This is a genomic window from Planobispora longispora (assembly GCF_016863135.1).
Lineage (GTDB): Bacteria > Actinomycetota > Actinomycetes > Streptosporangiales > Streptosporangiaceae > Planobispora > Planobispora longispora.
Genome location: NZ_BOOH01000037.1, coordinates 63,395 through 87,637, shown reverse-complemented (window position 1 = coordinate 87,637; position 24,243 = coordinate 63,395). Strand labels below are relative to the sequence as shown.

Below are 24,243 nucleotides of genomic sequence, written 5' to 3'. Positions count from 1 at the left end.
CTTCGCGCAAGTGATTTCGCAGCAGAAGTCCAGGATGGGCACGTAATCCGTAGCCATGAGCATCCGCGATCCCGAGCACCTGTGATCACGAGCGCCCACGATCATGGCCCGGCGACTCGTTCGACGCCGGACCTCGGGTCGCCCGGGGTCGCCCCGGCGCGTTCCGCGCCGGACGCGGAGGGGAGGGGCACGGAGGAGATGGGTGCGGGAGCGGCGGGGGACACGGGCGCGAAGGTGGCGAAACGCGGCGGAGAGCGCGTGACGGCAGGGCGCGTGACATGAAACGCGGGGAGGGCTATGCTCAACTTTTCGAGGTTCTCCGAGCACAAATAACCCACTATGCAGGAGAGTACCAAAGAAATGTCGCACCGTCAAACCGGCCGTCCCGAGACCGCCCTCACCGCGGCGCTCCGCGCCGAGCAGAGCCGCCTCACCCACCTCTACGAGTGCCTCGACGCGGCCCGTGAGCGGGCCAGGACCGCGTTCACCGCCACGCTGGCGCGGGGCGAGGCGGGCGGCTCACGCCAGGCCAGGGTCGAGCGGGAGATCTCCGCCGCCGAGCGGTCCCGCCGCCTGATCCAGCTGACCGGCGTCGAGCGCGGGCTGTGCTTCGGCAGGATCGACGAGACCGGCGGCGAGACCCGTTACATCGGCCGGATCGGGCTGCGGGACGCCGGCGGCGAGATCACCCTCACCGACTGGCGCGCCCCGGCCGCCCGTCCCTTCTACACCGCCACGCCGGGCGATCCCGGTCCGCTGGTGCGCCGCCGGCACCTGCACACCCGCGATCGGACCGTGGTCGGCATCGACGACGAGGTGTTCGACCTGGACCGCCTGGGCGAGGGCGACCGGCGCACGCTGGTCGGCGAGGCCGCGCTGCTGGCGACGTTGCGGCGGGGCCGCACCGGCCGGATGGACCAGGTGGTCGCCACCATCCAGACCGAGCAGGACCGGGTGATCCGCTCCGGTCTGGCGGGGGCGCTGGTCGTGCACGGCGGTCCCGGAACCGGCAAGACCGTCGCGGCGCTGCACCGGGCCGCCTACCTGCTGTACGCCCACCGCGACGTGCTGGAGCGGCGCGGGGTGCTCATCATCGGGCCCAACACCCTGTTCTCCCGCTACATCGGCCAGGTGCTGCCCTCCCTGGGCGAGACCGACGTGGTGGTGGCCACGCTCGGCGAGCTGTACCCGGGGGTGCGCGCCACCGCCGCCGACTCCCCCGCCGCCGCGCTCGTCAAGGGAGACGCCCGGATGGCCGGTGTCGTCGCCGCCGCGATGCGCGACCGCCGGCGCCTGCCCCGCGGCGACCTGGAGGTGGCGATCCCGGTGCGGACCTCGCTCCGCGACGGGGTGGAGGTCGTGGTGGAGGAGATGACGATCAGCGCGTCGCACGCCGCCTGCGCCGCCGCCCGGGACCGGGCCGGGAACTCGGGCCTGCCGCACAACACGGCGCGGAGGCTGTTCGTGCTGGACGTGCTCACCGCGCTCGCCCTCGACCAGGCCGCGCGGCTGGACGCCGTCGGCACGCTCAGCCCCGAGGAGACCGCCGAACTGGACGCCCTCCTCGCCGACGCCGAGGCCCGGGAGGCCGCGCGTCTGGACGCCCTCGCCGCGCTCGGCCCCGAGGAGGCCGCCGGACTCGTCTCCGACGAGGACGGCGGCGAGCCGTACATGCCCGTCACCGGCGTGGGAAAGGCCGCCGGCGAGGAGACCGGACGGGACGCCCGCACCGCCGAGGAGGAAGAGGACCTGCGTTACGCGCGCAAGGTGCTGTGGACGTATCCGGCGGTGCGCGAGGCGGTGGAGGCGCTGTGGCCGTACCTCACCCCGGAGCGCCTGATCGGTGAGTTCCTGGCCGACCCGGCCGCGATCGCCTCCGCCGCGCCGCACCTGTCTCCCGCCGAGCGCGAGGCCCTGCTGCGGCCGTACGGCGCGCCGTGGACGCCCGGCGACGTCCCGCTGCTGGACGAGGCGGCCGAGCTGCTCGGCGTCGACGAGGTCGAGCGGCGGGCCGGGCGCGAGGCCGAGGCGGAGCGGCGCAGGCAGGAGGAGGCCTACGCCCTGGGCGTGCTGGAGCTCACCGGCCTGGTGGAGACCGGGCTGGTGGAGGCCGGGACGCTGGCCGAGCGCCACGAGGATCCCGGCCTGGCGGGGACCACTGCCCAGCGGGCCGCGGCCGACCGCACCTGGGCCTACGGGCACGTCATCGTGGACGAGGCGCAGGAGCTGTCGGCGATGGCCTGGCGGACGGTGATGCGACGGGTCCCGGCCCGCTCGCTGACGGTCGTCGGCGACCTGTCGCAGACCGGCTCGGCGGCCGGGGCCCGCTCGTGGGGCGAGATGCTCGACCCCTACCTCGAGGGCCGCTGGCGCGAGGAGCGGCTGACGGTCAACTACCGCACTCCGGCACGGATCATGGCGGTCGCCGCCGACGTGCTGGCCGCGATCGATCCCGGCCAGGAGGCGCCCGAACCGGTCCGTGAGGACGGGGAGCCGCCGCGGGCGGTGCGGCTGGAGGCCGCGGGCGGGATCGCGGGCCTGCCCGCCCTGGTGGCGGCGGAGCTGGCGGCGGTCAGGGAGGGACCGGCGGAGCCGCGGGACCCGGCGGCGGGCGACGCCTCCGCCGTCCCGGAGGCCGCGGCCGCCGGACCGGGCCCGGCCGGAGCAGACCCGGCGGGACCGGACCCCGCCGGAGCAGAGGCTGCGGCCACCGGACCGGCCCCCAGCGAACCGGACCCGGCCGGAGCGGACCCCGCCGGACCGGGCTCGGCCGGATCAGTCGAGGGACGGCTGGCGGTGATCGTCCCCGATGCCCGGTACGCCGAGGTGGCCGCGATGTTCCCCTACGACGCCGAGGACGTGCTCGACCGCCCGGTCGCCGTGCTGACGCCCACCGGCGCCAAGGGGCTGGAGTTCGACGCGGTCGTGGTCGTCGAGCCCGCCGAGATCCTCGGCCGGGAGCCCATGGGCGGTCACGATCTCTACGTCGCCGTCACCCGCGCCACCCGGCGGCTGACCGTGGCGCACGAAGGTCCTCTGCCGGAGATGTTGTCCCGGCTGGAGTACCGCTAGCACGGTTTTCCACAGGCGGCCCCGGACGGCGCGGCGGGCCGGGGGGCATGCTCTAACCTGGGGCGATCCAGTCGTCCTTGGGAGGGATCTCGTCGATGTCGCCGGTTCTGGAGAGTACGGCCCGCGCGCTGCTGCGCAGGATCGCGGTGGAGCAGGCCGGCTCGCGGCTGCCGTCGCTGGCCGCGGCCGTGGTGCGGGACGGGCGGATCGCCTGGTTCGGCGCGCGCGGCCGGGCCGGGGACGCCGAGCCCACCGAGGCCACCCAGTACCGGATCGGGTCGATCACCAAGAGCATGGTCGCCGTCGTGGTCATGCGGCTGCGCGACGAGGGCCGCCTGGACCTGCTCGACCCGGTCGGCAAGCACATCCCCGGCACGCCCGTGGGCGAGGTGACGATCGCCCAGCTGCTGTCGCACACCTCCGGGCTGACCGCCGAGCCGCCGGGCCAGTGGTGGGAGCGCACGCCGGGCATGCCGTTCGAGGAGCTGCTGGCGCTGCTGGGCCCGGAGATCGCCCGGCACCGGCCCGGCCGCCGCTACCACTACTCCAACCTCGGCTTCGGCCTGCTGGGCGAGCTGGTGGCCCGGCACCGGGGGGCCGACTGGGCGCGGGCCGTACGGCAGGAGATCCTCCAGCCGCTGGGCATGCGCGACACCACCACCCGGCCGCGCGCCCCGCACGCCACCGGTTACGCCGTGCACCCCTGGGCGGACGTGCTGCTGCCCGAGCCCGAGCACGACGCCGCCGCCATGGCCCCGGCCGGGCAGATCTGGTCCACCCCGGCCGACCTGGCCCGGTGGGCGGCGTTCGTGGCGGGCGACACCGGTGACGTGCTGGCGGAGGCGACGCTGGCGGAGATGCGCGAGCCCGCGGCGGTCGACGACGGCGACGCCTGGACCGGCGGGTACGGCCTGGGCCTGCAGCTGGCCCGCGTGGGCGGCCGCCGCCTGGCCGGGCACACCGGGTCCATGCCGGGTTTCCTGGCCACGGTCTGGGCCGACCCGGCCGACCGGACGGGCGTGCTGTTCCTGGCCAACTCCACCGCCGGGGTGAGCCGGACGCTGCTGACCGACCTGCTGGCCGTGCTGGACGAGCACGAGCCGCGGCTGCCGGCCGAGTGGGCGCCCGCCGAGGTCGACCCGGAGCTGCTGGAGCTGGCCGGGCCCTGGTACTGGGGGCCGGCCCCCTACGCGCTGCGGCTGACCGGCGGCCGGAACCTGTCGCTGACCCCGCTGAACGCCGTGGGCCGCGCCTCCCGGTTCACCGCCCGGGCCGACGGCGCCTGGCTGGGGATGGACGGCTACTACGCCGGGGAGACGCTGCGCCCGGTGCGCCGCCCCGACGGCACGCTCAGCCACCTGGACCTCAACACGTTCGTCTTCACCCGCACCCCCTATGATCCGGCGGCCGAGGTGCCCGGGGGCGTCGACCCGGACGGCTGGCGGAGCTGAGCGGCGGGTCCGGTCGCCCTCCGGCGCCCCGCCGGGAACCCGCCCGGAAGATCCGGGCGTGGTCAGGTGGGCGGGTCCGCGGCGGCCGGGGAGGCGGTCAGTTCGCTCACCAGGGCGGCCAGCGGGCCTCGCAGGGGGCCGTGCAGCACCTCCACGCGGTGCACCACGCGCGGCTCGGTCAGCGGGACGCCGACGGCGCCGGGCCCGGCCGTCGCCTGCCCCATCACCTGTCCCGACATCTGTCCCGACATCTGCCCCGCCGTCTGCCCCGCCTCCAGCGCGGAGGCGGGCAGCAGGGTCAGGCCGTGTCCCGCGGCGACCAGGGACACCACCGTGCGCAGGTCGTGGCCCTCGTAGCGGAAGCCGATCCGGAAGCCCTCCTGTCCGGCGGGCAGGCCCGCCACCGCGCGCAGCCGCTCCACCGCCGCCGCGGCCGGGGCCTGCAACCACAGCGCGCCGGCCAGGTCGGCCAGGGCCAGGCCCCGCCTGCGCGCCAGCGGGTGTCCGGCGGGCAGGACCACCATCAGGCGTTCCTCGGCCATGCCGACCGCGGTCAGCGGGCCGACGTCGGGCAGGCGCAGCGGGTCGCTGGGCGCGGCGATCCCGTCGAGCAGCCCGACCTCGGCCGCGCCGGAGGCGACCTGCTCGGCGACGTCCCGGCGGCTGACGGTGCGCAGCGTCGTCTCCAGGCGCGGCCCGCGCAGGCGGCGGGCGAGCCAGGGAGGGCAGGCCAGCGGGGAGGCGGCCACGACCACCCGGCGCGGCGGTCCCGCCGCGGCGCGCAGCACGTCGGCGCGGGCGGCGCGGTGGCGCAGCAGCAGCGGTTCGGCGTGCTCCAGCAGGCGCTGCCCGGCCGGGGTGGGCATCACCGGGCGGCGGTTCAGCAGCGGCGTTCCCAGGTCTGTTTCCAACGCCGCGACCTGCTGCGACACCGCCGACTGGGTGTAGCCGAGCTCGTCGGCCGCCGCGGAGAACGAACCGAGGCGGGTGACGGTGACGAACGTGCGCAGCAGATGCGGGTCCACGGTGCATCAGTATCTCTTATCGAACCAGCAATAATCATCGTTGGCGCTTACCTGGGAGCGGCCGCCAGGATGAGGGACATGACCACCGCTACCGTCGCCCTGGTCGGCGACCGCTCTCCCAGCGTCCAGGCCCACACCCGCGTCCCCGCCCTGCTGTCGGCGCTGCAGGAGCGTGACGGGCTGGCCCTGGACGCCTACTGGATCCCCACCGCCGAGGCCGACGACCTCGCCGGGTTCGACGCGATCTGGATGCTGCCCGGCAGCCCGTACCGCAGCGAGGCGGGGGCCGTGAACGCCGCCCGCACCGCCCGCGAGCACGGCATCCCGTTCCTGGGCACCTGCGGCGGATTCCAGCACGCCGTCCTGGAGTACGCCCGCAACGTCCTCGGCCTGGCCGTGGCGCACGCCGAGAACGACCCGGACGCCGAGGAGTTCCTGCTGTTGCCGCTGGAGTGCTCGCTGGCCGGGCACGAGGACGAGGTGCGGCTGGCGCCCGGCTCCCTGGCCGAGCGGATCATCGGGGCCGAGCGGACCCTGGAGCGCTACTCCTGCAACTTCGGGATCAACGCCGCCTACCTGCCGCTGCTGGAGGCGGGCGGGCTGCGCTTCAGCGGCCGTGACGAGGCGGGGGCCGTACGGGTGCTGGAGCTGCCGGACCACCCGTTCTTCCTGGCCACGCTCTTCCAGCCGGAGCTCGCCGGGGACGGCACCCGCCCGCACCCGATCATCACCGCGTTCGCCTCGGCCGCCGTCGCCCACGCCTCGCGCGTCCCGGCGCTCTGATCAGCCGATCGCCTCGACGAAGCGCCGGGCCTCGTCCTCGTCCATCCCGGTCTCCCCGCGGACCAGCAGGACGGCCTGCTCGGCCCGGCCGGCCGCCTTGAGCTCGCGGACCCGCCCGGCCAGGTCGCCGCGGGGCGGGGCCGCGTTCCCGGGCAGCGGGAGGTTTCCGGGCCACGGGGGGACGCCGCCCGCGATGAGGTCGTCGACGTACCGCTTGGACTCGGTGACGCTGAGGCCGGTCTGCCGGCGGACGAGCCTGATCGCGTGGACCGGCCTGCCCCGCGCGATCAGCATCCGTGCCCGGGCGTCCAGGTCGGCGGGGCTCACGGGGCGTCCCGACGGGCGCCCGGGAAGGTTCATGGCGCCCCGTACCCCGAGGACCGCCACGGTCACCACCAGGAGCGTGACCAGGATGGCCACTCCGATGATGAACAGCTCCACTGGTCCGATGTTCGGCATGGTTTGACCATATTGTCCTGAGCGGATCGGGTCACGACCCATGCGAAAGGGGTTCAGCCGCCCTCGGCCCACCTGTCGGCCCACCGGGCCAGGGGGAGCAGCGCGGCGCAGGCGTCCCGGCCCAGCGCGGTCAGGGCGTAGCCGGCGTCGGGCCGCTGCTCGACGATGCGGGCCTCGGTCAGCTCGTTCAGGCGTTGCCGCAGCACGCTGGAGGACATGTTCTCACAACGTTGCTGGAGGGCGCGGAAGCCGAGCGGCTGCTCGCGCAGCTCCCAGACGACGCGCAGGCTCCAGCGCCGGCCGAACAGGTCGAGCGCGGCCATGAGCGGCCGTCCGGTGGTGGAGCCGCGCACCGGGTGTCCTGGCTTCGGCGCGGCCATCGTCGACTCCCCCGCTTCGTCCGCCGGTGCTTCGGGTACCGACACGATACGGCGTCCCCGGCGCGTCACCGCAGCGACGCGAACGTCGGCGACCCTTCTTCCAGCGGGACCTGGGCCGCCCGGGCGACGAAGCTGATCGCGTGGTACCAGCCGGTGAGCATGAGCAGGTCCAGCAGCTGCGGCTCGGTGAACAGCGCCGACAGCTCCTCCCACAGCGGCTGTGCCACGGTCGCCGTGTCGTGCAGTTCGTCCACCATGCGGATGGCCAGCCGCTCCCGCGGCTCGGTCCAGCACGGGTCGTCCGCGCCGCCGAAGGCCAGGGAACGCCGCTGGTCGGCGGAGAGGCCGACCCGGTCGGCGAAGAAGGCCAGGTGGACGCCGAATTCGTACTCGCAGCCGCAGCGGGCGGTGACCCTGTCGATGACGATCTCACGGGTCCGCATGTCGATCGAGAGCCTGCGGCTCAGACAGTATCCGCCCCAGTCCCGCATGGCGGCGGTCATCTCCGGATTCTTGCCGAACGTGCGGAACAGCGCGATCGGCGGCGCCCCGGCGGGCATCATCGACCGCAGCACCGGCGCCACCTCCTCGTCCAGCGGTTCCCTCAGCGGCGCGATACGCATCCCGGCTCCTCCTCCGCCTCCGGCTGCTTCTATTTCCGAATCAGACCATAACGCTTCGGAAATAGAAGCACAAGGGGGCGCGGGAGGCTCGGGAAGCGCGGGCCGGCGCCGGATCGCCCCCACCGGCGGCGACCTCAACCCGCCCGCGTCCCCGGCGCGTTCCCCTCCGGCACGTCTCCCTCCGGTGCGCCGTCCGCGTCCTCCGGAAGGTCGCGCAACGTCCGCAGGGGCGAGAACATGATCGGAAGGAAGCTCGCCGCGAGCACCGCCGCGCCCGCCCACAACGCGGCCCGCGTGCCGGCCAACTCGCCGATCAACCCGGCCAGCCCGGCCCCGATCGCCAGCGCCCCGGTGAACATGAACCGCAGCGTCGCGGTGACCCGGCCCAGCAGGTGAGCGGGGGTGACCCGCTGCCGGAAGCTCACCTTGATCACGTTGGCGACGCCGACCTTGTAGGTGACCGTCATCCATCCGGCTCCGGCCAGCCACAGCCCCGCCCCGGCGTCGAGCAGGGGGATCAGCAGGGTGAACGGCACGATCCCCACACTCGTCAGCCAGATCGCGCGGCTCTCCCCGAGGCGCCGCCCGAGCCGGGAGGCGCTGGCCGAGCCGAGGAAGAACCCGGCCCCTCCGATGGACAGGAACACCCCGAACCACAGCGGCGACAGGCCGAGCTCCCGCACGAACAGCAGGGGCAGCATCGTCTGGATGATCTGGATCGCCAGGTTCGTCAGCGCCCCTTCCAGGGCGATGGCCCGCAGGATCGGGTGTCCCGCCACCATGCCCAGCCCCTGTCCGACCTCGCGCCACAGGCTCGTGCGCTCCCCGCGGGCGACCGGGGACTCCGGCCGGGTGATCCCGCGCAGGCACAGCGCCGACCACAGGAAACTCAGCGCGTCCACCAGGATCGCCACCGGCGCCGACAGCAGCTGGATCAGCAGGCCGCCGATCCCCCGCCCGGCCAGCTGGTTGGCGGCGTCCATGCTGACCAGCGCGGTGTTGGCGGCCGTGAGCCGGTCCGGGCCGATCAGATGCGGCAGGTAGCTCTGGTCGGCGATCTCGAAGAACACGGTGGCGAACCCGCAGGCCAGCACCACCGCGCACAGGTGGGCGAAGGTCAGCGCCTCCAGCCACCAGGCCAGCGGCACCGACACCAGGAGCGCGGCCCGCACCAGGTCCGCGACGACCATCACCGGCCGCCGCCGCATCCGGTCGACCCACGCCCCCGCGGGCAGGCCGATCAGCAGGAACGCCAGCGTGCTCAGCATGGCCAGCACGCCCAGCTCGCCGGGGGTGGCCGCCAGCGCGGTCACGGCGACCAGCGGGACGGCCAGGTGCCCGATCGAGGTGCCCAGCCTGCTCGCGGTGGCCGCGGCGAACAGCCTGCGGAAGTCGGGGTCGGCGAAAACCGACCGACCGGGCGCCGCCTTCCCGGACGGCGGTGTCTGCGGTGTCGTTCTCATGGGGCGACCCTGTCGCCCTTGCCCGGGGGGCCTCCATTAATTTAGGCAGGAGCGAATCCAACGGCGACCTCCGCGAGGAACGGGCCGCCTGCGCCGGAGATGGAGCACCGGCACCGGGGATGAAGCGCCGACGCGGGAGACGAAGCGCCGGCGGCGGCACGGACTGCCGGCGGCGGACGGGGAGATGTAAGAGGAGGGCGGGCGGGAGATGAGAGCGCCGTGCTGAAGCTCGGATTCGGACTGGCGGATCTGGCGTGCACCAGATTCGCGTTCTCCCCCCTGTGGGAGGTGATCGCCAGCGTCCGGGTGCTCAAGAGCCCGGGCGAGCATCCCCTGCACCGCCCCTGGGTGGCCGAGGTACGGCCCCGCCTGGACGCCTCCGGCCTGGACTGGGGCATGCTGGCCGACCTGGTGCCGGTGCCGACCCGGGCCATCCCGGCGTTCGTCTGCCCGCCGCCCGTCACCACCTCCCCCGATCTGGAGGTGGAGCTCGCCACGATGCGCTCGACCCCGCCGGGCGACGTGGAGGTCCGCGGCGACAGCCCGCGCCTGGCCGTGCTGCGTGAGAACCCCGAGGCGGGGCTGGAACGGCTGGCCGACGTCATCCGGGGATACTGGGCGATCACGCTGGCGCCGTACTGGCCCCGGATCCGCGCCCTACTGGAGGGCGACGTGCTGCACCGCGCCCGCCAGCTCGCCGAGGGCGGCGCGGACAGGCTGCTCAACGACCTGGACCCGGCCGTCCGGTGGGAGGACGACACCCTGTTCGTGGCGCACCTGTACGTGTCGGCGATCCGCGAACTGGGCGGGCGCGGCCTGCTGCTGGTGCCGTCGGCGTTCGTCTGGCCGCGCCTGTTCTCGGTGACCACGCCCCCGTGGCAGCCCACGCTGCGCTACTCGCCGCGCGGCATCGCCACCCTGTGGGAGAGGCGCGCCACCGAGGTGCCCGAGCCGCTGGCCGCCGTGCTCGGCCGCTCGCGCGCCCTGCTCCTGGCCGAGCTGGAGGTCCCCGCCTCCACCACCCAGTTGAGCGGCCGTACCGGGATGTCGATGGGCGGGGTGTCGCAACATCTGACGGCGCTGCGCGACGCCGGCCTGGTCAGCGCGCACCGGAGCGGCAGGTATGTCCTGTACGCCCGGAGCGAGGCGGGTGAGACGCTGCTCACCGCGGCACGCCCGCGCGCCTGACCGCCCGGCGCCCCGGCCGCACCGCGTCCGCCGGGGACGGGGGCTTCACGCGGGCCGCACCACGAGCCGGCCGACCAGGGCGTTGACGCGCTCCCGCCGTACGGTGTACCCGGGGAAGGCGGCGCGCGCGGCGATCTCGGCCCGGCGCAGCGCGGGCCGGAAATCGTAGATCCACAGCTGGCCGCCGGGGCGCAGCACGCGACGCAGCTCGCGCACGCCCGTCCCGGGGTCGTCCCAGTGGTGCTGGCTCATGGTGGACACGGCGAGGTCGAACGTGCCGTCGGGGTGGGGCAGGTCGGCGACGTCGCCGACGGTGAAGCTCACCCGGTCGTTCCCGGCCGCGGCGCGCCGCGCGTGGGCGATCATGTCGGCGGACAGGTCGAGGCCCTCGACGTGGAGCTCGGGGCAGGCGCGCGCGATGGCGATCGGAACCCGGCCCGGGCCGGTCCCCGCGTCCAGCACGCGGGAGCCGGCGGGCAGGCCCGCCCGCGCGACGTCGGTGATGGCGCGCGTGTAGACGAACCGGAACCCGAACACCCGAGTCATCCGATCGTAGAGCCCGGCGTGGTTGAAGAATCCGAACATGGTGGCGTGGGCGCTCATGGCCGCCTCCCCTATAGTTGCGTGACACAACTCTCTTCTCGCCGAGCTTAGGACGAATAGTTGTACGACACAACTCACGAGACCGGATTCCCCGACGACGATCTGCGGCGCCTGATGCGGCTCATCGTCCGCGCGGGCGGGCTGCTGGAGCCGCAGGAGCACGGCGGCCTGCGAATCTCCCTGTCGGAGGTGTTCGCGCTCGGCGAGCTGGGAGACTCCGGCACGTTGTCGCAGCAGGAACTGGCCGCCCGGCTGGGCCTGGAGAAGAGCACGGTCAGCAGGCTCGCCGGGGGCCTGGAGCGCCGGGGCTGGCTGGCGCGCGAGCGCGACCCGGCCAACCGGCGCTTCTACCGCCTGAGCCTGACGCCCGAGGGGCGGGCCGCCGTCGAACGGATCGGCCGGGAGTTCCGCGCCACGCACGCCGCCCTGCTCGGCGCGCTCACCCCGGCCGAACGCGAGGGGCTGGTCCTCGGCCTGACCGGGCTGGCCCGCGCCCTCGCGGCACTCGGCGGCGGGGGGCACGGGCACGGCGGACACGGGAACGACGGACACGGCGGGCGCGACGGACACAGCGGGCACGGCGGCTGACACCGCCGTTGCCGACGGTGCTGTCGGTGCCGCGCGGTACGGTCGTTCGGCACCGAGAAAGGATGCCCCCGAATCATGCGGCCTGCGGATCTGAATCGCCTGACCGTCCAGGAGTCGGCCGACCGCTACGTGGAGCTGGTCCGGGCCAGGACCTCGACGGGCGCGCTGTCACCGGCCACCGCCGAGCTCTACGCCAGGGACGTGGCGACGTTCGCGGAGCTGGCCGGGCCCGGCCGGGTGCTGGACGACCTGTCCGGCGAGGATGTGGACGCGATCCTGCTGGCGTTCGCGCGCAAACCCGACGGGCGGCGCGCCAGGCCGGAGCCCGGCGGCCCGGCCCGGCCCCCGGCCCCGGCGGCGCAGCCGGGGCAGTCGCCGTCCTCCCAGGCGCGGTTCCGGCGGTCGGTGTCGGCGCTGTTCAAACACGCGGCGCTGGCGGGCTGGGTGCAGCTCAACCCGATGACGGCGGCGACGGTGACGGCCAGGGAGCGCGGCGGGCTGCGCCCGGAGCGGCGCGCGCTCACACGCGAGCAGGCCCAGGGGCTGATCGGCGCCGCGCGGGCCCTGGGCGAGGCCGGCGGCGCGCCGCCGCCGGCCCCCGGCGAGCGGGGGCGCAAGCGCCGCGACCAGCGCACCGAGCTGCGGGACGCGCTGATCGTGCTGCTGCTGTCGACGGTCGGGCCGCGGGTCTCGGAGCTGGTCCGGGCCAACGTGGAGGACTTCTTCACCAACGACGGGGTGCGTTACTGGCGGATCTTCGGCAAGGGCGGCAGGACGCGCGACGTCCCGCTCCCCGGTGACGTCGCCCGGATGCTGGAGGTCTACCTGACCAGGGGACGGCAGGAGTCCGCGGACAAGGCGCTGCTGCTGTCGTGGCGGGGCCGGCGGCTGGCCCGGGGCGACGTGCAGGCGGTCATCGACCGGGTGCAGCGGCAGGTCGATCCGGAGCGGCGGCGCTCGGTGACCCCGCACGGGCTGCGGCACACGACGGCGACCCACCTGCTGGCCGACGCGGTGGACATGGACGCCGTACGGCGGGTGCTGGGCCACAGCGATCTGGCGACCCTGGGCCGCTACCGCGACGAGCTCCCCGGAGAGCTCGAGGTCGCGATGCGCGCCCACCCGCTGCTGCGCGGGCGCGCCGCGCCGGCGGACGACGACCCGGCGGACGGCGGTCCGGCGGCCTGAACGAGCGGGCCACGCCGCCGGGAGGCGAGCCGGCGGATGACGTCCCGGCGGACGGCGGTCAGGACAGGCGGGCGACGGCGGCCCCGGCTGGGCGGCGACCGTTCCGGGTGATGACCGGTTCCTGCAAGACGGCGGCCCCCGACCGGCGCAGGATGGGCATGTGAACATCGACGTTTCCGCGGCGGCCGCTTTCCTGGCCGCGCACGCGCGCGTGCTGGACCGCCGCCGCTTCGAGTTGCTGACGGGATCTCCCGATCCCACCGCCGCGCTGGCCGCCCTGGACGGCTACCGCAACCCCGACGGCGGCTACGGCTGGGGCCTGGAGCCCGATCTGCGCTCCCCGGAGAGCCAGCCCGGAGCCGCGCTGCACGCTTTCGAGGTGTTCGAGGACATCGCCCCGGCCACCGCTCCGCAGGCCGCGGCGCTGTGCGACTGGCTGGAGTCGGCGTCCCTGCCCGACGGCGGCCTGCCGTTCGCCCTGCCCCTGACCGTTTCCGCGGGCACGGCCCCATGGTGGCGGGGCGCCGATCCGGCGGAGTCGTCGCTGCAGATCACCGCCGTGACGGCGGCGGCCGCCCGGCGCGTCGCGGTCCACGACCCGGCGGTGGCCGCGCATCCCTGGCTGGAGCGGGCCACCTCCTACTGCCTGCGCGCGATCGACGCGCTCGACCGGGCGCCCCACGCCTACGTGCTGGCCTTCTGCGTGCGCTTCCTGGACGCCGTGCACGACAGCCGTCCCGAGGCCGCCGAGCTCCTGCGACGCCTCGGCGAGCACCTGCCCGCCGACGGCCTGGTGCGGGTCGAGGGCGGCACCGAGGAGGAGATGCTGCGCCCGCTCGACTTCGCCCCCGAGCCCGGCCGGCCGGCGCGGGCGCTGTTCGCCCCGGAGGCGGTCTCCGCCGACCTCGACCGCCTGGCCGCCCTGCAGCAGGACGACGGCGGCTGGGTGGTCGACTACGCCAGGATCTCCCCGGCGGGCTCGCTGGACTGGCGCGGTCACGCCACCGTCCGGGCGCTCGACGTGCTCCGCCGCAACGGCAGGACCTGACCGCCCGGCACGGAGCGCACGCGGCGCGGTCGGGCTCAGGCGGCGTGACCGGGCTCAGGCGGCGCGGTCGGCGGCGCTGATCTCGGCCAGGACGTCCAGGGAGACGCCCAGCGCCTGGGCGAGGGCCGCGATGGTGAAGAACGCGGGGGTGGGGACCCTACCGGTCTCGATCTTGCGGAGGGTCTCGGCGGACAGCCCGGCGGCGGCGGCCACCTCGGCCATGCTCCGGGCGCCGCGCGCCTGGCGCAGGACGGCGCCCAGGCGGTGCCCGCGTTCGCGGTCGAGTTCAGTCAGCGGCGGTCGGACCATGCATCGGATCATAGCAACCGTGATAACAATACCGGAACCGTGATAGTAATACCGGTATAGGTATTGGTTCACAGGGAGCGTGAAGCATGGTGGAGATCAAGACAGCGGCGGAGACGGAGGCCATGGCCGAGGCCGGGAAGGTCGTGGCGGCGGCGCTGACCGCGGTCGCCGCGCACGCCCGTGCCGGGGTGAGCCTGCTGGAGCTGGACCAGGTCGCCCGGACGGTGATGGACGAGTCCGGCGCCCGCTCGGCCTTCCTGGGCTACCACCCCTCCTTCGCCCCCACCCCGTTCCCGGCGGTGCTCTGCGCGTCGGTCAACGAGGTGATCGTGCACGGCGTCCCGAGCGGCTACCGGCTGCGCGACGGGGACCTGCTGAGCGTCGACTTCGGCGTCTACCTGGACGGCTGGGCCGCCGACGCGGCGACCAGCCTCGTCGTCGGCACGCCCCGAGAGGAGGACACGGAGCTCATCCGGACCGCCGAGGCCGCGCTGGAGGCGGCGATCGCCGCCTGCGTGCCGGGCGGACGGCTGGGCGACATCGGCCACGCCATCACCCGGATCGGCCGGGCCGCCGGATACGGCATCCCGGAGGACTTCGGCGGGCACGGCATCGGCCGGGCCATGCACGAGGACCCGAGCGTGCCCAACCGCGGCCGCCCGGGACGGGGGATGACGCTCCGGCCGGGCCTGGTGCTGGCGATCGAGCCGATGTTCACCGCCGGGGGCGGCGACGACTACGTGATCGCCGACGACGGCTGGACCATGTCCAGCGCCGACGGCAGCCGCGCCGTCCACGTCGAGCACACGGTCGCGATCACCGAGGACGGCCCGCGGGTGCTCACCCACCGCTGAGGGGCGGCACGCCGTCGTCGGTCTGTCGTGACGTCATCGGCCCGTCACAGCTGAAACGCGTTTCCGTGGGTAGAGTGCGCCAGCATGACGTCCGCCGAAAACCAGAGCCGACCGACCGGCGGGCTCGCCAGGAGATGGGCCGACGCGCGGCGCCGGTACGGCCGGCTCGATCACCTCGTCCGGGCCGGCATCCACTACGACCGCGTCGACGCCGGTCGCCTCTCCGCGGGGATGACCTACTACGCCTTCTACGCCACCTTCGCCCTGGCCCTGCTGGGATTCGTGATCATAGGTCACGTGCTCGACACGCCCGCCGCGCTCGGGCAGGTGGAGCGCTACCTCAGCGACACCTTCCCGCGCCTGGACGTGCAGGCGCTGCGGGACGCCCGGGACACCGCGGGAGTCATCGCCTCCGTCGGCCTCCCGCTGACCGGCCTGTTCTGGATCGACTCCATGCGCTCCTCCATCCGGGCGGTCTGGGGGCTGGAGCAGTATCCCGGCAACTTCTTCCTGCGATGGCTGATCGATCTGGGCGTGCTGGCCGCCCTGGGGCTGCTGCTCTCGGTCTCGCTGACGCTGTCCTTCGGCACCCAGACCGCGCTGGCCTGGCTGATCCGGCAGACGGTCGGGACCGAGGCGGTGCCCGCGCAGTGGACGCTGTCGGCGGCCGCCTTCGGGCTCGGCCTCTGCGTGAACCTCCTGCTGGCGACGGCGTTGCTGACGCTGACCCCCCGTCTGCGCCTGCCGCTGCGGCGGGTCGCCGGACCAGCGTTGATCATCACGATCGGGCTGGAGCTGCTGAAGACGATCGGGCAGGTCTACCTCAACGTCAGCTCGGCCAACCCGGCGTACCACGTCGTGGCGGGCGCGGTCGGCATGCTGCTGTTCCTGAAGCTGCTCAACGTGTTCATCCTGTTCGCGGCCTCGCACGCCGCGACCGGCCGGCACGGCGTGGTCATCGACCTGGCCACGCGCCGGCCCGTCGGGCAGCCGCGCACGGAGGTCATCACCGCGCCGGCGATCCCCGAGGTCAAGGAGGAGCCTCAGCCGCAACCGCAACCGCCCGCGCCGGCGCGGGTCAAGCCGCGCCGCTACGACTTCGGGTCGCGGCGGACGCACCGGACCGGGACCGGGTGAGCCGGAGGCGGCCCGGGCGGCCGGGCGCCGCGCTCCGGCGGCCGCCTGAGCGCGTCAGGGGGCGGGCGGCAGGGACGGCGGCGGCGCGGGCGGCACCGGCAGGGTGACGCGCACGCAGGTGCCCTTGCCCGGGGTGCTGTCGATTCGGATGCTGCCCCCGTGCAAACGGACGATCTTGTCGACGATGGCCAGGCCCATCCCGGTACCGGCGATCGCCTGGTCCTCGGCATCGGGCGCTCGGTAGAAGTCGTCGAAGACCCGGTCGAGATGCTCGGCGCCGATGCCGATGCCGGTGTCGCAGACGGCCAGCCGGGGCGCGGGGTCGGCGCTCAGCCGCACCTCGATCGTGCCGCCGTCCGGGGTGAACTTGATCGCGTTGTCCAGCAGGTGCACCAGCACGTGCTGGAACCTGCGGGCGTCGGCCCACGCCGTGACCCGGGCGGGGGCGTGCAGGGCCAGAGTGTGGCCTTTGCACTGGATGCGCTCGGTGACGACCTCCAGGGCGCGGTGGACCAGCACGATCAGGTCGACCCGCTCGGGCTGGAAGACGAGAGTCTCGGCGTTGAGGCTGGCCATCAGCAGCAACTCGTCGATCAGCTCCAGCAGGCGGTCGCTGTTGTGCTCGATGACCTCGAGGAACCGCTGTTCGGTGGCGGGGTCGAGATCACCGTCCTGGATGAGTTCCAGGTAGGACCGGATCGAGGTCAGCGGGGTGCGCAGCTCGTGGTTGATGTTGCGCAGGAACTGGTCCTTGAGCTCCTGCACGTCCTGCAGGCCGTGGATGATCTGATCGGCGTGGCGGGACTCCAGCAGCAAGGTGGCGTTCTCGGCCAGTACGGCCAGCATCTGGTGTTGTTCGGCCGAGAGGCGGCGCGGCCGGCGGTCCATCACGCACACCGTGCCCAGGGCGTGACCGCGGCTGCTGATCATCGGTGCGCCGGCGTAGAAGCGCACCCGCTGCTCGCCGACCACGATGGGGTCGGCGTGGAAACGCGGATCGGCGGACGCGTCGGGAACCTCCAGCAGCTCGCGGGTGGCGATGGTGTGGGAGCAGAACGACGAGGCGGCGCGGGCCATGCCGGTGGCGGTGACGCCGGTGCGGCCTTTGAAGTACTGGCTCTCGGCGCCGACCAGGTTGACCAGGGCGATCGGGGTGGCGCAGATGCGGGCGGCCGCGGCGGCGACGGCCGAGAAACGCGGTTCGGGCAGTTCCTCGGTGGCCTCCAGCTCCGCCAGCTCGCGTAGCCGTTCGTTCTCGTCGCCCGGCATCGGGGACGCGGTCACTACGCCCGGCCTTCCGCGGCGCGGACGGGAGCGCCGGTCCGGCCGGGCGCGGCGTTCCCGCCCCTCTCGCCGGCGTCGGGGACGCGCGCCGCCAGCACGGCGATGTCGTCGGTGCCGGGGCCGGCCATGCGTTCCAGCAGCTGGTCGCAGAAATCGTCGATCGGCCGGCGGGCCAGCGCGGCAGCGTGACGGCGCAGCCGGTCCATGCCGCCGTCCAGGTCGCCGTCGGGCGCTTTGACGAGCCCGTCGGTGTACAGCAGCACCGTGCTGCCCGCCGGCAGCGGTTCGATGGCGTCGTAGCGTGACTCGTCCCGGGCCAGGCCGAGGCCGAGCAGCAGATTCTGCCCGCTGTCCAGGTAGCGGCTGTAGCCGTCGTCGGTGACCAGCAGCGGCGGCGGGTGGCCGGCGCTGACCCAGTGCAGCTGCCAGGGCCCCGCGTCGGGCCCCTCGAAGCGCGCCATGATCACGGTGGCGGTGGCGATGTCGGTGATGTTGATCACCGCGTCGTCCAGGCGGTCGATGATGAGGCTGGGCGGCTCCTGGCGGTCCCAGCACAGCGAGCGCAGCATGTGGCGCAGCTGGGCCATGTGCGCGGCGACGGTCATGTCGCGCCCGGCCACGTCCCCGATGATGGCCGCGGTGACGCCGTCGGGCAGCACCAGGGCGTCATACCAGTCGCCGCCGATCGGGGAGCCCTGCGGGGCCGGGCGGTAGCGGGCGGCCAGGCGCAGGCGGCCCACCCGGGGCAGGGGGTCCAGCAGGTGGCGCTGCATGGTCTCGGCCGTGTCGCGCTGCCGGGCGGACAGGTGGGCGTTGTCCACCGCCAGGGCGGCCCGCCGTCCGATGTCGGCGATCAGCGCCAGGTCGGCGGCGTCGAAGGGACGAGCCGGATCGAGGCGCGTCACCGTCAGGGCGCCCAGAACCTGGCGGGCGGTGCGCAGCGGCGCGACGATCGCCGAGGCGGCGCCGTAGGCGGAGAACAGCTCCCCGTGGGCCGCGGCCAGCGGCGCGTCGGCCGCCGCGGTGATGTCGTCCGGGCCCAGCAGCAAGGCGTCGCTGCCGCGCAGCACCCGGGCCAGCGGCGCCCGGGAGGAGTCGGTGAGCGGCGGCAGCGGGCCCTGCCAGACCGTCTGGCCTTGATCGTCGGAGGCGTCGGCATGGCCCTCCGCCGCGGTGTGATCCTTTGCTCCGGCGCGGTCCTCCGCCCCGGTGTGACCCGCTGCCGCGGTGTGATCCTCCGCCCCGGCGCGGCCCTCCGCCGCGGTACGGCCTGCCGGCGGACCGCCCGGGGGGATGACCGCCACCCGGCGAACCTCCTCGGGTCCGGTGCGCAGTTCGACGGCGGCCCAGTCGGCCAGGCGGGGCACGAGCAGGCACCCCAGCCGGGTCAGCGCCTCGTCGATCTCCAGGGTCCGGCTCAGCATGGTGCTGATCTCGGTGACGGTCGCCAGCCGTCCGGCGAGGTGCTCCAGCGCGGCCAGGTGGTCGGTCTGACGCCGGGCGGCCGCCCGGCGCTCGCCGGCGTCGACGAACAGCACCGCCGTACCGCACAGCCGCCCGTTCCGCCGGATCGGTGAGGCCGTCCAGGCGATCGGCAGCAGCCGGCCGCTGCCGCGCAGGAAGGTGCCGCATTCGTCGTCCCCGCGGACGGCGCGACCGTGCTGCAGCACCGCCAGCGGCTCACACGCCGAGCGCGGGCGCGGCGCGCCGTGCGCGTCGCGGTGCAGCAGATCGTGGGCGTCGGCGCCCACCAGCGCGGCCGCCGGGCGCTCCAGCAGCAGCGCGGCGCACGGGTTGACCGCGCTGATGCGTCCGGTGTGGTCGGTCAGATACAGGCCCGCGCCCAGATCGGCGAACACCGCCCGCAACAGCTCCCCGTCCGGCAGCGCCTCCTCCGACCGCACCACTCCGGCGCGCGCGTCGTCGTCTGCGGATTCGTCCGCAGCCTCGGCCTTCTGCGTTGTCACCGCGCCGCTCCTCCGCTCCATCCCGCCCCGGGCACAGGTGAGCCTCCCGGCCGGTGAGCGCTTGATCGTGCGGTCTCGCGACCAGGCGGCGGCAGGGAGCGCTCACCCGCGAGGCCCTGTCACCGATCCTCATTAACGATCATGCGTGGACGACGTGGACGCGCCGCGCTTGAGACAAATCGCATTCATTCCTGACCAAGGCACGAAAGCGCCGGCAGGTCGTCGAACACGAGATCGTTTCCGGGGCGAGCCGGTGGCGGGCGCGCCCGGGGCGGGCGGCACGGGCGCCGGGAGGAGAACCTCGCCGACAGCTACGGGAAGTGATGGACAGAGCACGCGTTGCGCTCGCCTACTCTGCAGGGGTGCATCAGCAGATGAGCCCGGCCAGAGCGCGATAGCAGACGCGCCGACAACGCCGCCACCATGCCACCCGCAGGTGGTGATGCTCTTCCCCGGATCCTTCATGATCACAAGGATGTGGTCCCATGAGCCAGCCGCCCCCGCTGAGAAGCGCCCTGCATGTCTGCGTCGATGACGACACCGGCCCGCACATCGCGGTGACTTTCCATCCGCCGGCCGCGCCGACGGTGCAGCTCATCCGCCGCTACCCGTTCGCCGGGGAGAGCCGCCGCCGGCAGCCGGCGCCCCGCGGCCTCCAAAGCACCAGGATGGGTGCCCTGGTGGCCGCGCCCGGCCAGGCGACGTCCTCATGACGGCGTTTCCGGCGGTCAACAGCCTGCTGTACATCGGCCTGGACGAACAGCGCAGCTACCGCTCCCGGGTGGAGGCCGTCGAGGATCGGGTGCTGACCATCGCCGCCCCGATCGGCGCCGGGGACACCGAACCGCCCTCGATCGGAGCGCAGTTCATCCTGTTCTGGACCGGCGGACGCACCCGCGGCGTGCTGCCGGTGCAGCTGATCGACATCGTCCGCCAAGCCCCGGCCCGCTGGCAGGTCCGGGCGACCGGCGCACCCCGGCGTCTCACCCGCCGGCAGTTCTTCCGCGGCGGCGGCGGCGAACATCTGCGTCTGTCACTCGTGAGCACCGGCACGACGATGCGGATCGCCAGCACGCTGGTCGACATCAGCGAACGCGCACTGCGCTGCGCGGTGCGCGAGTGCGAACTGGAGCCGGGGGCCGAGCTGCGGATCGAAGGAACGCTCGGGCCCGGACGGCTGGATCAGACCGGCACGGTCACCACCGTGCGTGACGATCCCGACGGGCCCGGCCGCCATGTGGTGGTGAGCTTCTCCACTCCCAGCGAGCCGGTCGCGCAGATGATCCGCCGTTACCTGCTGGCCTGGGAGATCACCCAGCGCCGCCGCAACTGAGCGGCACGCGCCCCGAGCGCCGCTCGCACCTGCGCCCACCGCGTGAACTCCGCCTCGGCCTTGCGCGAAAGCGCCTTCGCCGGCATGAGTCAGCCGCGGACGGCGCCGGAACCCGCGCCGAGGTGGCGGGCGACCTGGACCGGATGGGTGAGCTGCGGATAGTGCCCGGCCCCCGCGATCTCGGTCACCGGGTGGCCGGCGTCCACGACCAGCGGGTCGGCCGAACCCACGATGATCTCGACCGGCACCTTCACCCGCTCCAGCAGTGAGCGCGACGCCTCTCTCGCGGCGGAGGCCGTGCGCATCGCCGCGATCACGCGGCGCGCGACCCCCGGACGGCGCAGGTCCGCCGCGGCGCTCGCCACCTCCGGCCCCTCGGGGAGGCCGAGCGTGCGGGCCAGGCGGGCGGCGGACATACGGCGCAGCAGCGGCACGGCCAGGGCTGAACGGGTGAGCCGCGCGCCGGGGGCCTGCAGGAACGCGGGGGAGATCAGGACGAGCCCGCTGACGCGTCCGGGATGCTCGGCGGCGAACCGGAGGGCCGGGTCGCAGGCCAGCGAGTGCGCGACCAGCACGGGGCGGGTCCGCACCGGGCCCATCAGATCGGCGAGCCAGGCCTCCATCGGCCGGTCGGCGGGGGCCGAGCGTCCCAGGCCGGGCAGGTCGGGGGCCAGGATCGGGCCGGGCAGGCGGGCGGCGAGCGGTGCCCACAGGTCGGCGTTCATCGGCAGCCCGTGCAGCAGGACGTGGGCGGGGCGGTGCCGCTCTCCCATCACCCAGGTACGGTCGCGGAAGCCGTACGGCCTCAGCCACGGAACGGCGGCGCCGAAGCGGGCGGCCACCAGGTCGTCGGCCCACGCGCGCAGGGCGTCGGCGGCCGGGGGCATCTCCAGGCCGACCGCCGCGGCGAAGGCGCGGGCGGAGGCCGTCGGGTAGCGGTCGGCCGAGATGAACGACAGCGTCTCGGGGTCGGCCCCGGTGATCCTGCGCGGCAGGCGGCGCACGAGGCCCACCGGAACGGTACGGCGCGGCGCCCGCACCCCCATGTGACCGGCGATCGTGCCGACCAGCTCGGGCAGGAGCGGCGTCGTGTCGTCGAGCACCCAGTGGGCCTCCCCCGCGGGCGATGCGGGGACCTCGGCCAGGAAGCGCGCGAAGTAGTCGATCGTGACGATCGGCAGGAAGACGCCGGGGCCGCCGGGGAGCGCGGGCAGCCGCCCGTTCCACAGGTCCCCGACGAGAGAGGCCAGGCCGATGTACTGGCCGGGGCCGATCACCGAACTGGGGTTGACGATGGTCAGCGGGACCTCCAGCTCGCGGGCCCTGGCGCGCACCGCGAGGTCGGCCTCCGCCTTCGAGGCCTCGTACGGGCCCAGCCTGGCGTAGTCGGGCTGGGCGCCGCTCACCCGGTACCCGCTGACGTGCACGAACCGCCGCAGTCCCGGCAGCGTGGCGGCCCATTCGAGCACGTTGAGCGCCCCGGTCACGTTGACCGCCCGCGCCTCCTCCACGCCGAGGCCGAACGCGAAGCGCGCGGCGGTGTTGTAGACGTCGCGCGCCGGGGGCAGCCCGGCCGGCGGCCGGGTGATGTCGGCGGTGACGACGCTCAGCCCGCTGGTGTCGACGCCCTGGGAGGTCAGCCAGGGGGTGAGGGTGTCGTTCCGTACGGCCGCCGCCACCCGCTGTCCCCGGCCGAGCAGTTCGGCGACGAGGGAGCGGCCGATGAATCCGGCCGCGCCGAAGACGATCGCGTCCATGAGACTCCTAAATAGATCGGTCTACATATTTTTTGGCCACGAAAGAGCCCGCCCCGGAGCGGGCCCGTGTCAGCGGAGAAGAGTGGCGATCTGGCGGGCGACGCGGTCCAGCGGCTCCCTGCTGCGGTGCGCCTTGGCCAGCAGGAGCGCCCCCTCGATCATGGCCAGGACCGTGACCGCGAGATCGTCGGCGTCCTCGCGGTCGTCCAGCCGCGCCCGCAGGGCCGCCTGCCACGAGGTGTAGACCTCATGGCAGGCGCGCTGCAGCGCGTCGCTGGTGGCGGCCATCTCGAGCGCCACGGTGGCCACCGGGCACCCCTTGCGCCAGCCGGACTCCTCCAGCCGGTCGCCCAGCCGCCGCAGCACCCCTTCGGCGAACTCCGCCGCGGAGGCGCCGGAGGCGGCCAGGTCTTCCATGGCGGCGCCGACGGCGTGCCCGGCGCGCCGTACGGACTCGCCGACCAGCTGGTCCTTGCCCTCGGGGAAGTGGAAATAGAGCGAGCCGCGGGGCGCGCCGCTGACCGCGATCACCTGGTTGAGCCCGGCGCCGAAGTATCCCCCCGCCTCCACCAGCTCCTGCGTCGCGTCCAGCAGTCGATCCCGCGTCTCGGCGCCCTTGCGTCCCATGGCGATAAAAATAGACCGATCTATATATTTATTCAACCGCGAGTGACTCGTGGTTCCCGCGGGCGAAGTCGGCGGCGCGACCGCCGGGTCACGGATGCTCCTCCAGCCGGATCATCAGGTCGGTGACCAGCCGCTCGGGCGGCGTGGTCGCCGGGTCGGACAGGTAGACCTCGCGGACGGGTCCGCGCACGGGATGCCCGCGCTCGGCGCACCAGGTGAAGATCGCGTGATAGGCCAGGGTGATCTGGTCGTACGGCCCGACGTGCGTGACGCGGGCGAAGTCCCCGCCGGGCAGCAGGTCGGCCGAGGTCCCGGGCGGCGGGCGCAGCCACGGCGCCGCCGGCGGTCCGGGCGCGTCACCGGCGGCGCCCAGGTCCAGGGCGACCGTGACGGGCAGGGGCTCGTCCGGCTCGGCGGGGAACAGGCCGATCAACCGGGCCGGGCCGGACGGTCCCCCCGGAGCGCTCCCGGCCCCGGGACCGGCCGACCCCACGGCGGCGGATGAGGCACTCCCGGCCCCGGGACCGATCGGCGCCGCGGTGCCGGGGTCGCCGCCGCCGTCGTGGAGGGCCGCCGTCAGCCGCGCCACGCAGGCGGACACGGCCCGGCCGATGTCCTTCGCGCCGATCGCCACGTCCCGGGCCAGGACCACCCGGCGGGCCGGTTCGCTGACGACGTCGACCGGGGCGCCGGGGATTCCTCCGTCCAGGACCCGTTCCAGGGTCGCGAGGGTACGGCGCCGTCGCGCCAGCTCGGCCTCCAGGTCGTCGCGGACCCGGCCGAGCGCCTGGGCGGCGGCCGCGCCGGACAGCACCTCGCCGATCACGGCCAGCGGCACGTCCAGGGAGCGCAGCAGCCCGATCGAGAGCGCCTCGCGCGCCTGGCCGGCCCGGTAGTAGCGGTAGCCGGTGTCCGGATCCACCCACGCCGGCGCCAGCAGCCCCAGGTCGGCGTAGTTGCGCAGCTGCTTGACGCTGAGCCGGCACAGCCGCGCGAAGCGCCCGATCGCCATCAGGTCCCCGCCGGGCCCCCGTTCCAGATCCTCGTTCACACCCCCAGCATGGGGCCTCCCCCGGAGGGGGAGTCCATCCGGCGGCCCCGGCC

At 74.4% G+C, this 24,243-nt stretch carries 23 protein-coding genes; 11 read left to right on the top strand and 12 right to left on the bottom strand.

The genetic code is table 11. From position 1 onward, the window contains the following. The first annotated feature begins 360 nt into the window (after positions 1-360). Positions 361-3,072, top strand: a complete 2,712-nt coding sequence (locus Plo01_RS22515; protein ID WP_203892653.1) for a HelD family protein — start codon at positions 361-363, stop codon at positions 3,070-3,072. A 95-nt stretch (positions 3,073-3,167) separates the two neighbouring features. After that, positions 3,168-4,523, top strand: coding sequence for a serine hydrolase domain-containing protein (locus tag Plo01_RS22510; protein WP_203892652.1), 1,356 nt, complete (start codon positions 3,168-3,170; stop codon positions 4,521-4,523). 62 nt (positions 4,524-4,585) lie between these two features. Here the strand turns inward: Plo01_RS22510 and Plo01_RS22505 are convergent, their stop codons facing one another. Further along, positions 4,586-5,548, bottom strand: coding sequence for a LysR family transcriptional regulator (locus tag Plo01_RS22505; protein WP_203892651.1), 963 nt, complete (start codon positions 5,546-5,548; stop codon positions 4,586-4,588). 78 nt (positions 5,549-5,626) lie between these two features. Between Plo01_RS22505 and Plo01_RS22500 the strand changes: the two genes are divergently transcribed. Beyond that, positions 5,627-6,331, top strand: coding sequence for a CTP synthase C-terminal region-related (seleno)protein (locus Plo01_RS22500; RefSeq protein WP_203892650.1), 705 nt, complete (start codon positions 5,627-5,629; stop codon positions 6,329-6,331). On the opposite strand, the gene Plo01_RS22495 is transcribed toward Plo01_RS22500, so the two are convergent. From Plo01_RS22495 to Plo01_RS22480, 4 genes are all read right to left on the bottom strand, one after another. Next, entirely contained in the window at positions 6,332-6,790 is a 459-nt protein-coding gene (locus Plo01_RS22495) for a hypothetical protein (RefSeq protein WP_203892649.1), read from the bottom strand. Between the two features lie 53 nt (positions 6,791-6,843). Then, a complete protein-coding gene (locus Plo01_RS22490; protein ID WP_203892648.1) occupies positions 6,844-7,170 on the bottom strand; it encodes a winged helix-turn-helix transcriptional regulator in 327 nt (108 codons plus the stop codon). A gap of 65 nt (positions 7,171-7,235) precedes the next feature. Then, positions 7,236-7,793 carry a carboxymuconolactone decarboxylase family protein gene (locus Plo01_RS22485; protein WP_203892647.1) on the bottom strand — a complete coding sequence of 186 codons (558 nt, stop codon included), beginning with the start codon at positions 7,791-7,793 and terminating at the stop codon, positions 7,236-7,238. Positions 7,794-7,927: 134 nt separating this feature from the next. Then, the gene (locus tag Plo01_RS22480; protein WP_203892646.1) at positions 7,928-9,256 is read right to left on the bottom strand and encodes an MFS transporter; all 1,329 of its coding nucleotides are present in this window, start codon (positions 9,254-9,256) and stop codon (positions 7,928-7,930) included. Between the two features lie 219 nt (positions 9,257-9,475). Between Plo01_RS22480 and Plo01_RS22475 the strand changes: the two genes are divergently transcribed. Continuing rightward, positions 9,476-10,444, top strand: a complete 969-nt coding sequence (locus tag Plo01_RS22475) for an ArsR/SmtB family transcription factor (protein WP_203892645.1) — start codon at positions 9,476-9,478, stop codon at positions 10,442-10,444. Positions 10,445-10,489: 45 nt separating this feature from the next. Here the strand turns inward: Plo01_RS22475 and Plo01_RS22470 are convergent, their stop codons facing one another. Further along, complete coding sequence (locus Plo01_RS22470) at positions 10,490-11,047, bottom strand: class I SAM-dependent methyltransferase (protein ID WP_203892644.1); 558 nt, start codon at positions 11,045-11,047, stop codon at positions 10,490-10,492. A gap of 60 nt (positions 11,048-11,107) precedes the next feature. Between Plo01_RS22470 and Plo01_RS22465 the strand changes: the two genes are divergently transcribed. From Plo01_RS22465 to Plo01_RS22455, 3 genes are all read left to right on the top strand, one after another. Beyond that, on the top strand, positions 11,108-11,635 hold the full coding sequence (locus Plo01_RS22465; protein ID WP_203892643.1) for a MarR family winged helix-turn-helix transcriptional regulator: 528 nt from the start codon (positions 11,108-11,110) through the stop codon (positions 11,633-11,635). Between the two features lie 75 nt (positions 11,636-11,710). Then, entirely contained in the window at positions 11,711-12,823 is a 1,113-nt protein-coding gene (locus tag Plo01_RS22460; RefSeq protein ID WP_203892642.1) for a tyrosine-type recombinase/integrase, read from the top strand. A 160-nt stretch (positions 12,824-12,983) separates the two neighbouring features. After that, entirely contained in the window at positions 12,984-13,871 is an 888-nt protein-coding gene (locus tag Plo01_RS22455) for a hypothetical protein (protein WP_203892641.1), read from the top strand. Positions 13,872-13,925: 54 nt separating this feature from the next. Here the strand turns inward: Plo01_RS22455 and Plo01_RS22450 are convergent, their stop codons facing one another. Next, a complete protein-coding gene (locus Plo01_RS22450) occupies positions 13,926-14,180 on the bottom strand; it encodes a helix-turn-helix domain-containing protein (RefSeq protein WP_068923686.1) in 255 nt (84 codons plus the stop codon). A gap of 86 nt (positions 14,181-14,266) precedes the next feature. Between Plo01_RS22450 and map the strand changes: the two genes are divergently transcribed. Further along, positions 14,267-15,034 carry a type I methionyl aminopeptidase gene (gene map, locus Plo01_RS22445; protein ID WP_203892640.1) on the top strand — a complete coding sequence of 256 codons (768 nt, stop codon included), beginning with the start codon at positions 14,267-14,269 and terminating at the stop codon, positions 15,032-15,034. Positions 15,035-15,118: 84 nt separating this feature from the next. Beyond that, positions 15,119-16,171 (top strand): YhjD/YihY/BrkB family envelope integrity protein, encoded by a 1,053-nt coding sequence (locus tag Plo01_RS22440; protein WP_203892639.1) that lies wholly within the window; start codon positions 15,119-15,121, stop codon positions 16,169-16,171. A gap of 54 nt (positions 16,172-16,225) precedes the next feature. On the opposite strand, the gene Plo01_RS22435 is transcribed toward Plo01_RS22440, so the two are convergent. After that, positions 16,226-17,440 carry a sensor histidine kinase gene (locus Plo01_RS22435; RefSeq protein WP_203892638.1) on the bottom strand — a complete coding sequence of 405 codons (1,215 nt, stop codon included), beginning with the start codon at positions 17,438-17,440 and terminating at the stop codon, positions 16,226-16,228. A 14-nt stretch (positions 17,441-17,454) separates the two neighbouring features. Beyond that, entirely contained in the window at positions 17,455-19,422 is a 1,968-nt protein-coding gene (locus tag Plo01_RS22430; RefSeq protein ID WP_203892637.1) for a SpoIIE family protein phosphatase, read from the bottom strand. Positions 19,423-19,907: 485 nt separating this feature from the next. Here Plo01_RS22430 and Plo01_RS22425 point away from each other — a divergent pair, with 485 nt between their 5' ends. Beyond that, positions 19,908-20,135: a hypothetical protein gene (locus tag Plo01_RS22425; RefSeq protein ID WP_203892636.1), complete on the top strand. Its 228-nt coding sequence runs from the start codon at positions 19,908-19,910 to the stop codon at positions 20,133-20,135. Then, positions 20,132-20,755 (top strand): PilZ domain-containing protein, encoded by a 624-nt coding sequence (locus Plo01_RS22420; protein WP_203892635.1) that lies wholly within the window; start codon positions 20,132-20,134, stop codon positions 20,753-20,755. The genes Plo01_RS22425 and Plo01_RS22420 overlap by 4 nt, the downstream gene beginning before the upstream one ends. An 89-nt stretch (positions 20,756-20,844) precedes the next feature. Here the strand turns inward: Plo01_RS22420 and Plo01_RS22415 are convergent, their stop codons facing one another. The 3 genes from Plo01_RS22415 to Plo01_RS22405 form a co-directional block, all read right to left on the bottom strand. Continuing rightward, on the bottom strand, positions 20,845-22,512 hold the full coding sequence (locus Plo01_RS22415) for an alpha/beta fold hydrolase (RefSeq protein WP_203892634.1): 1,668 nt from the start codon (positions 22,510-22,512) through the stop codon (positions 20,845-20,847). 69 nt (positions 22,513-22,581) lie between these two features. Beyond that, positions 22,582-23,139 (bottom strand): TetR/AcrR family transcriptional regulator, encoded by a 558-nt coding sequence (locus tag Plo01_RS22410; RefSeq protein ID WP_203892633.1) that lies wholly within the window; start codon positions 23,137-23,139, stop codon positions 22,582-22,584. Between the two features lie 88 nt (positions 23,140-23,227). Continuing rightward, positions 23,228-24,190, bottom strand: a complete 963-nt coding sequence (locus Plo01_RS22405; RefSeq protein WP_239316844.1) for a MerR family transcriptional regulator — start codon at positions 24,188-24,190, stop codon at positions 23,228-23,230. Positions 24,191-24,243 lie beyond the last annotated feature (53 nt).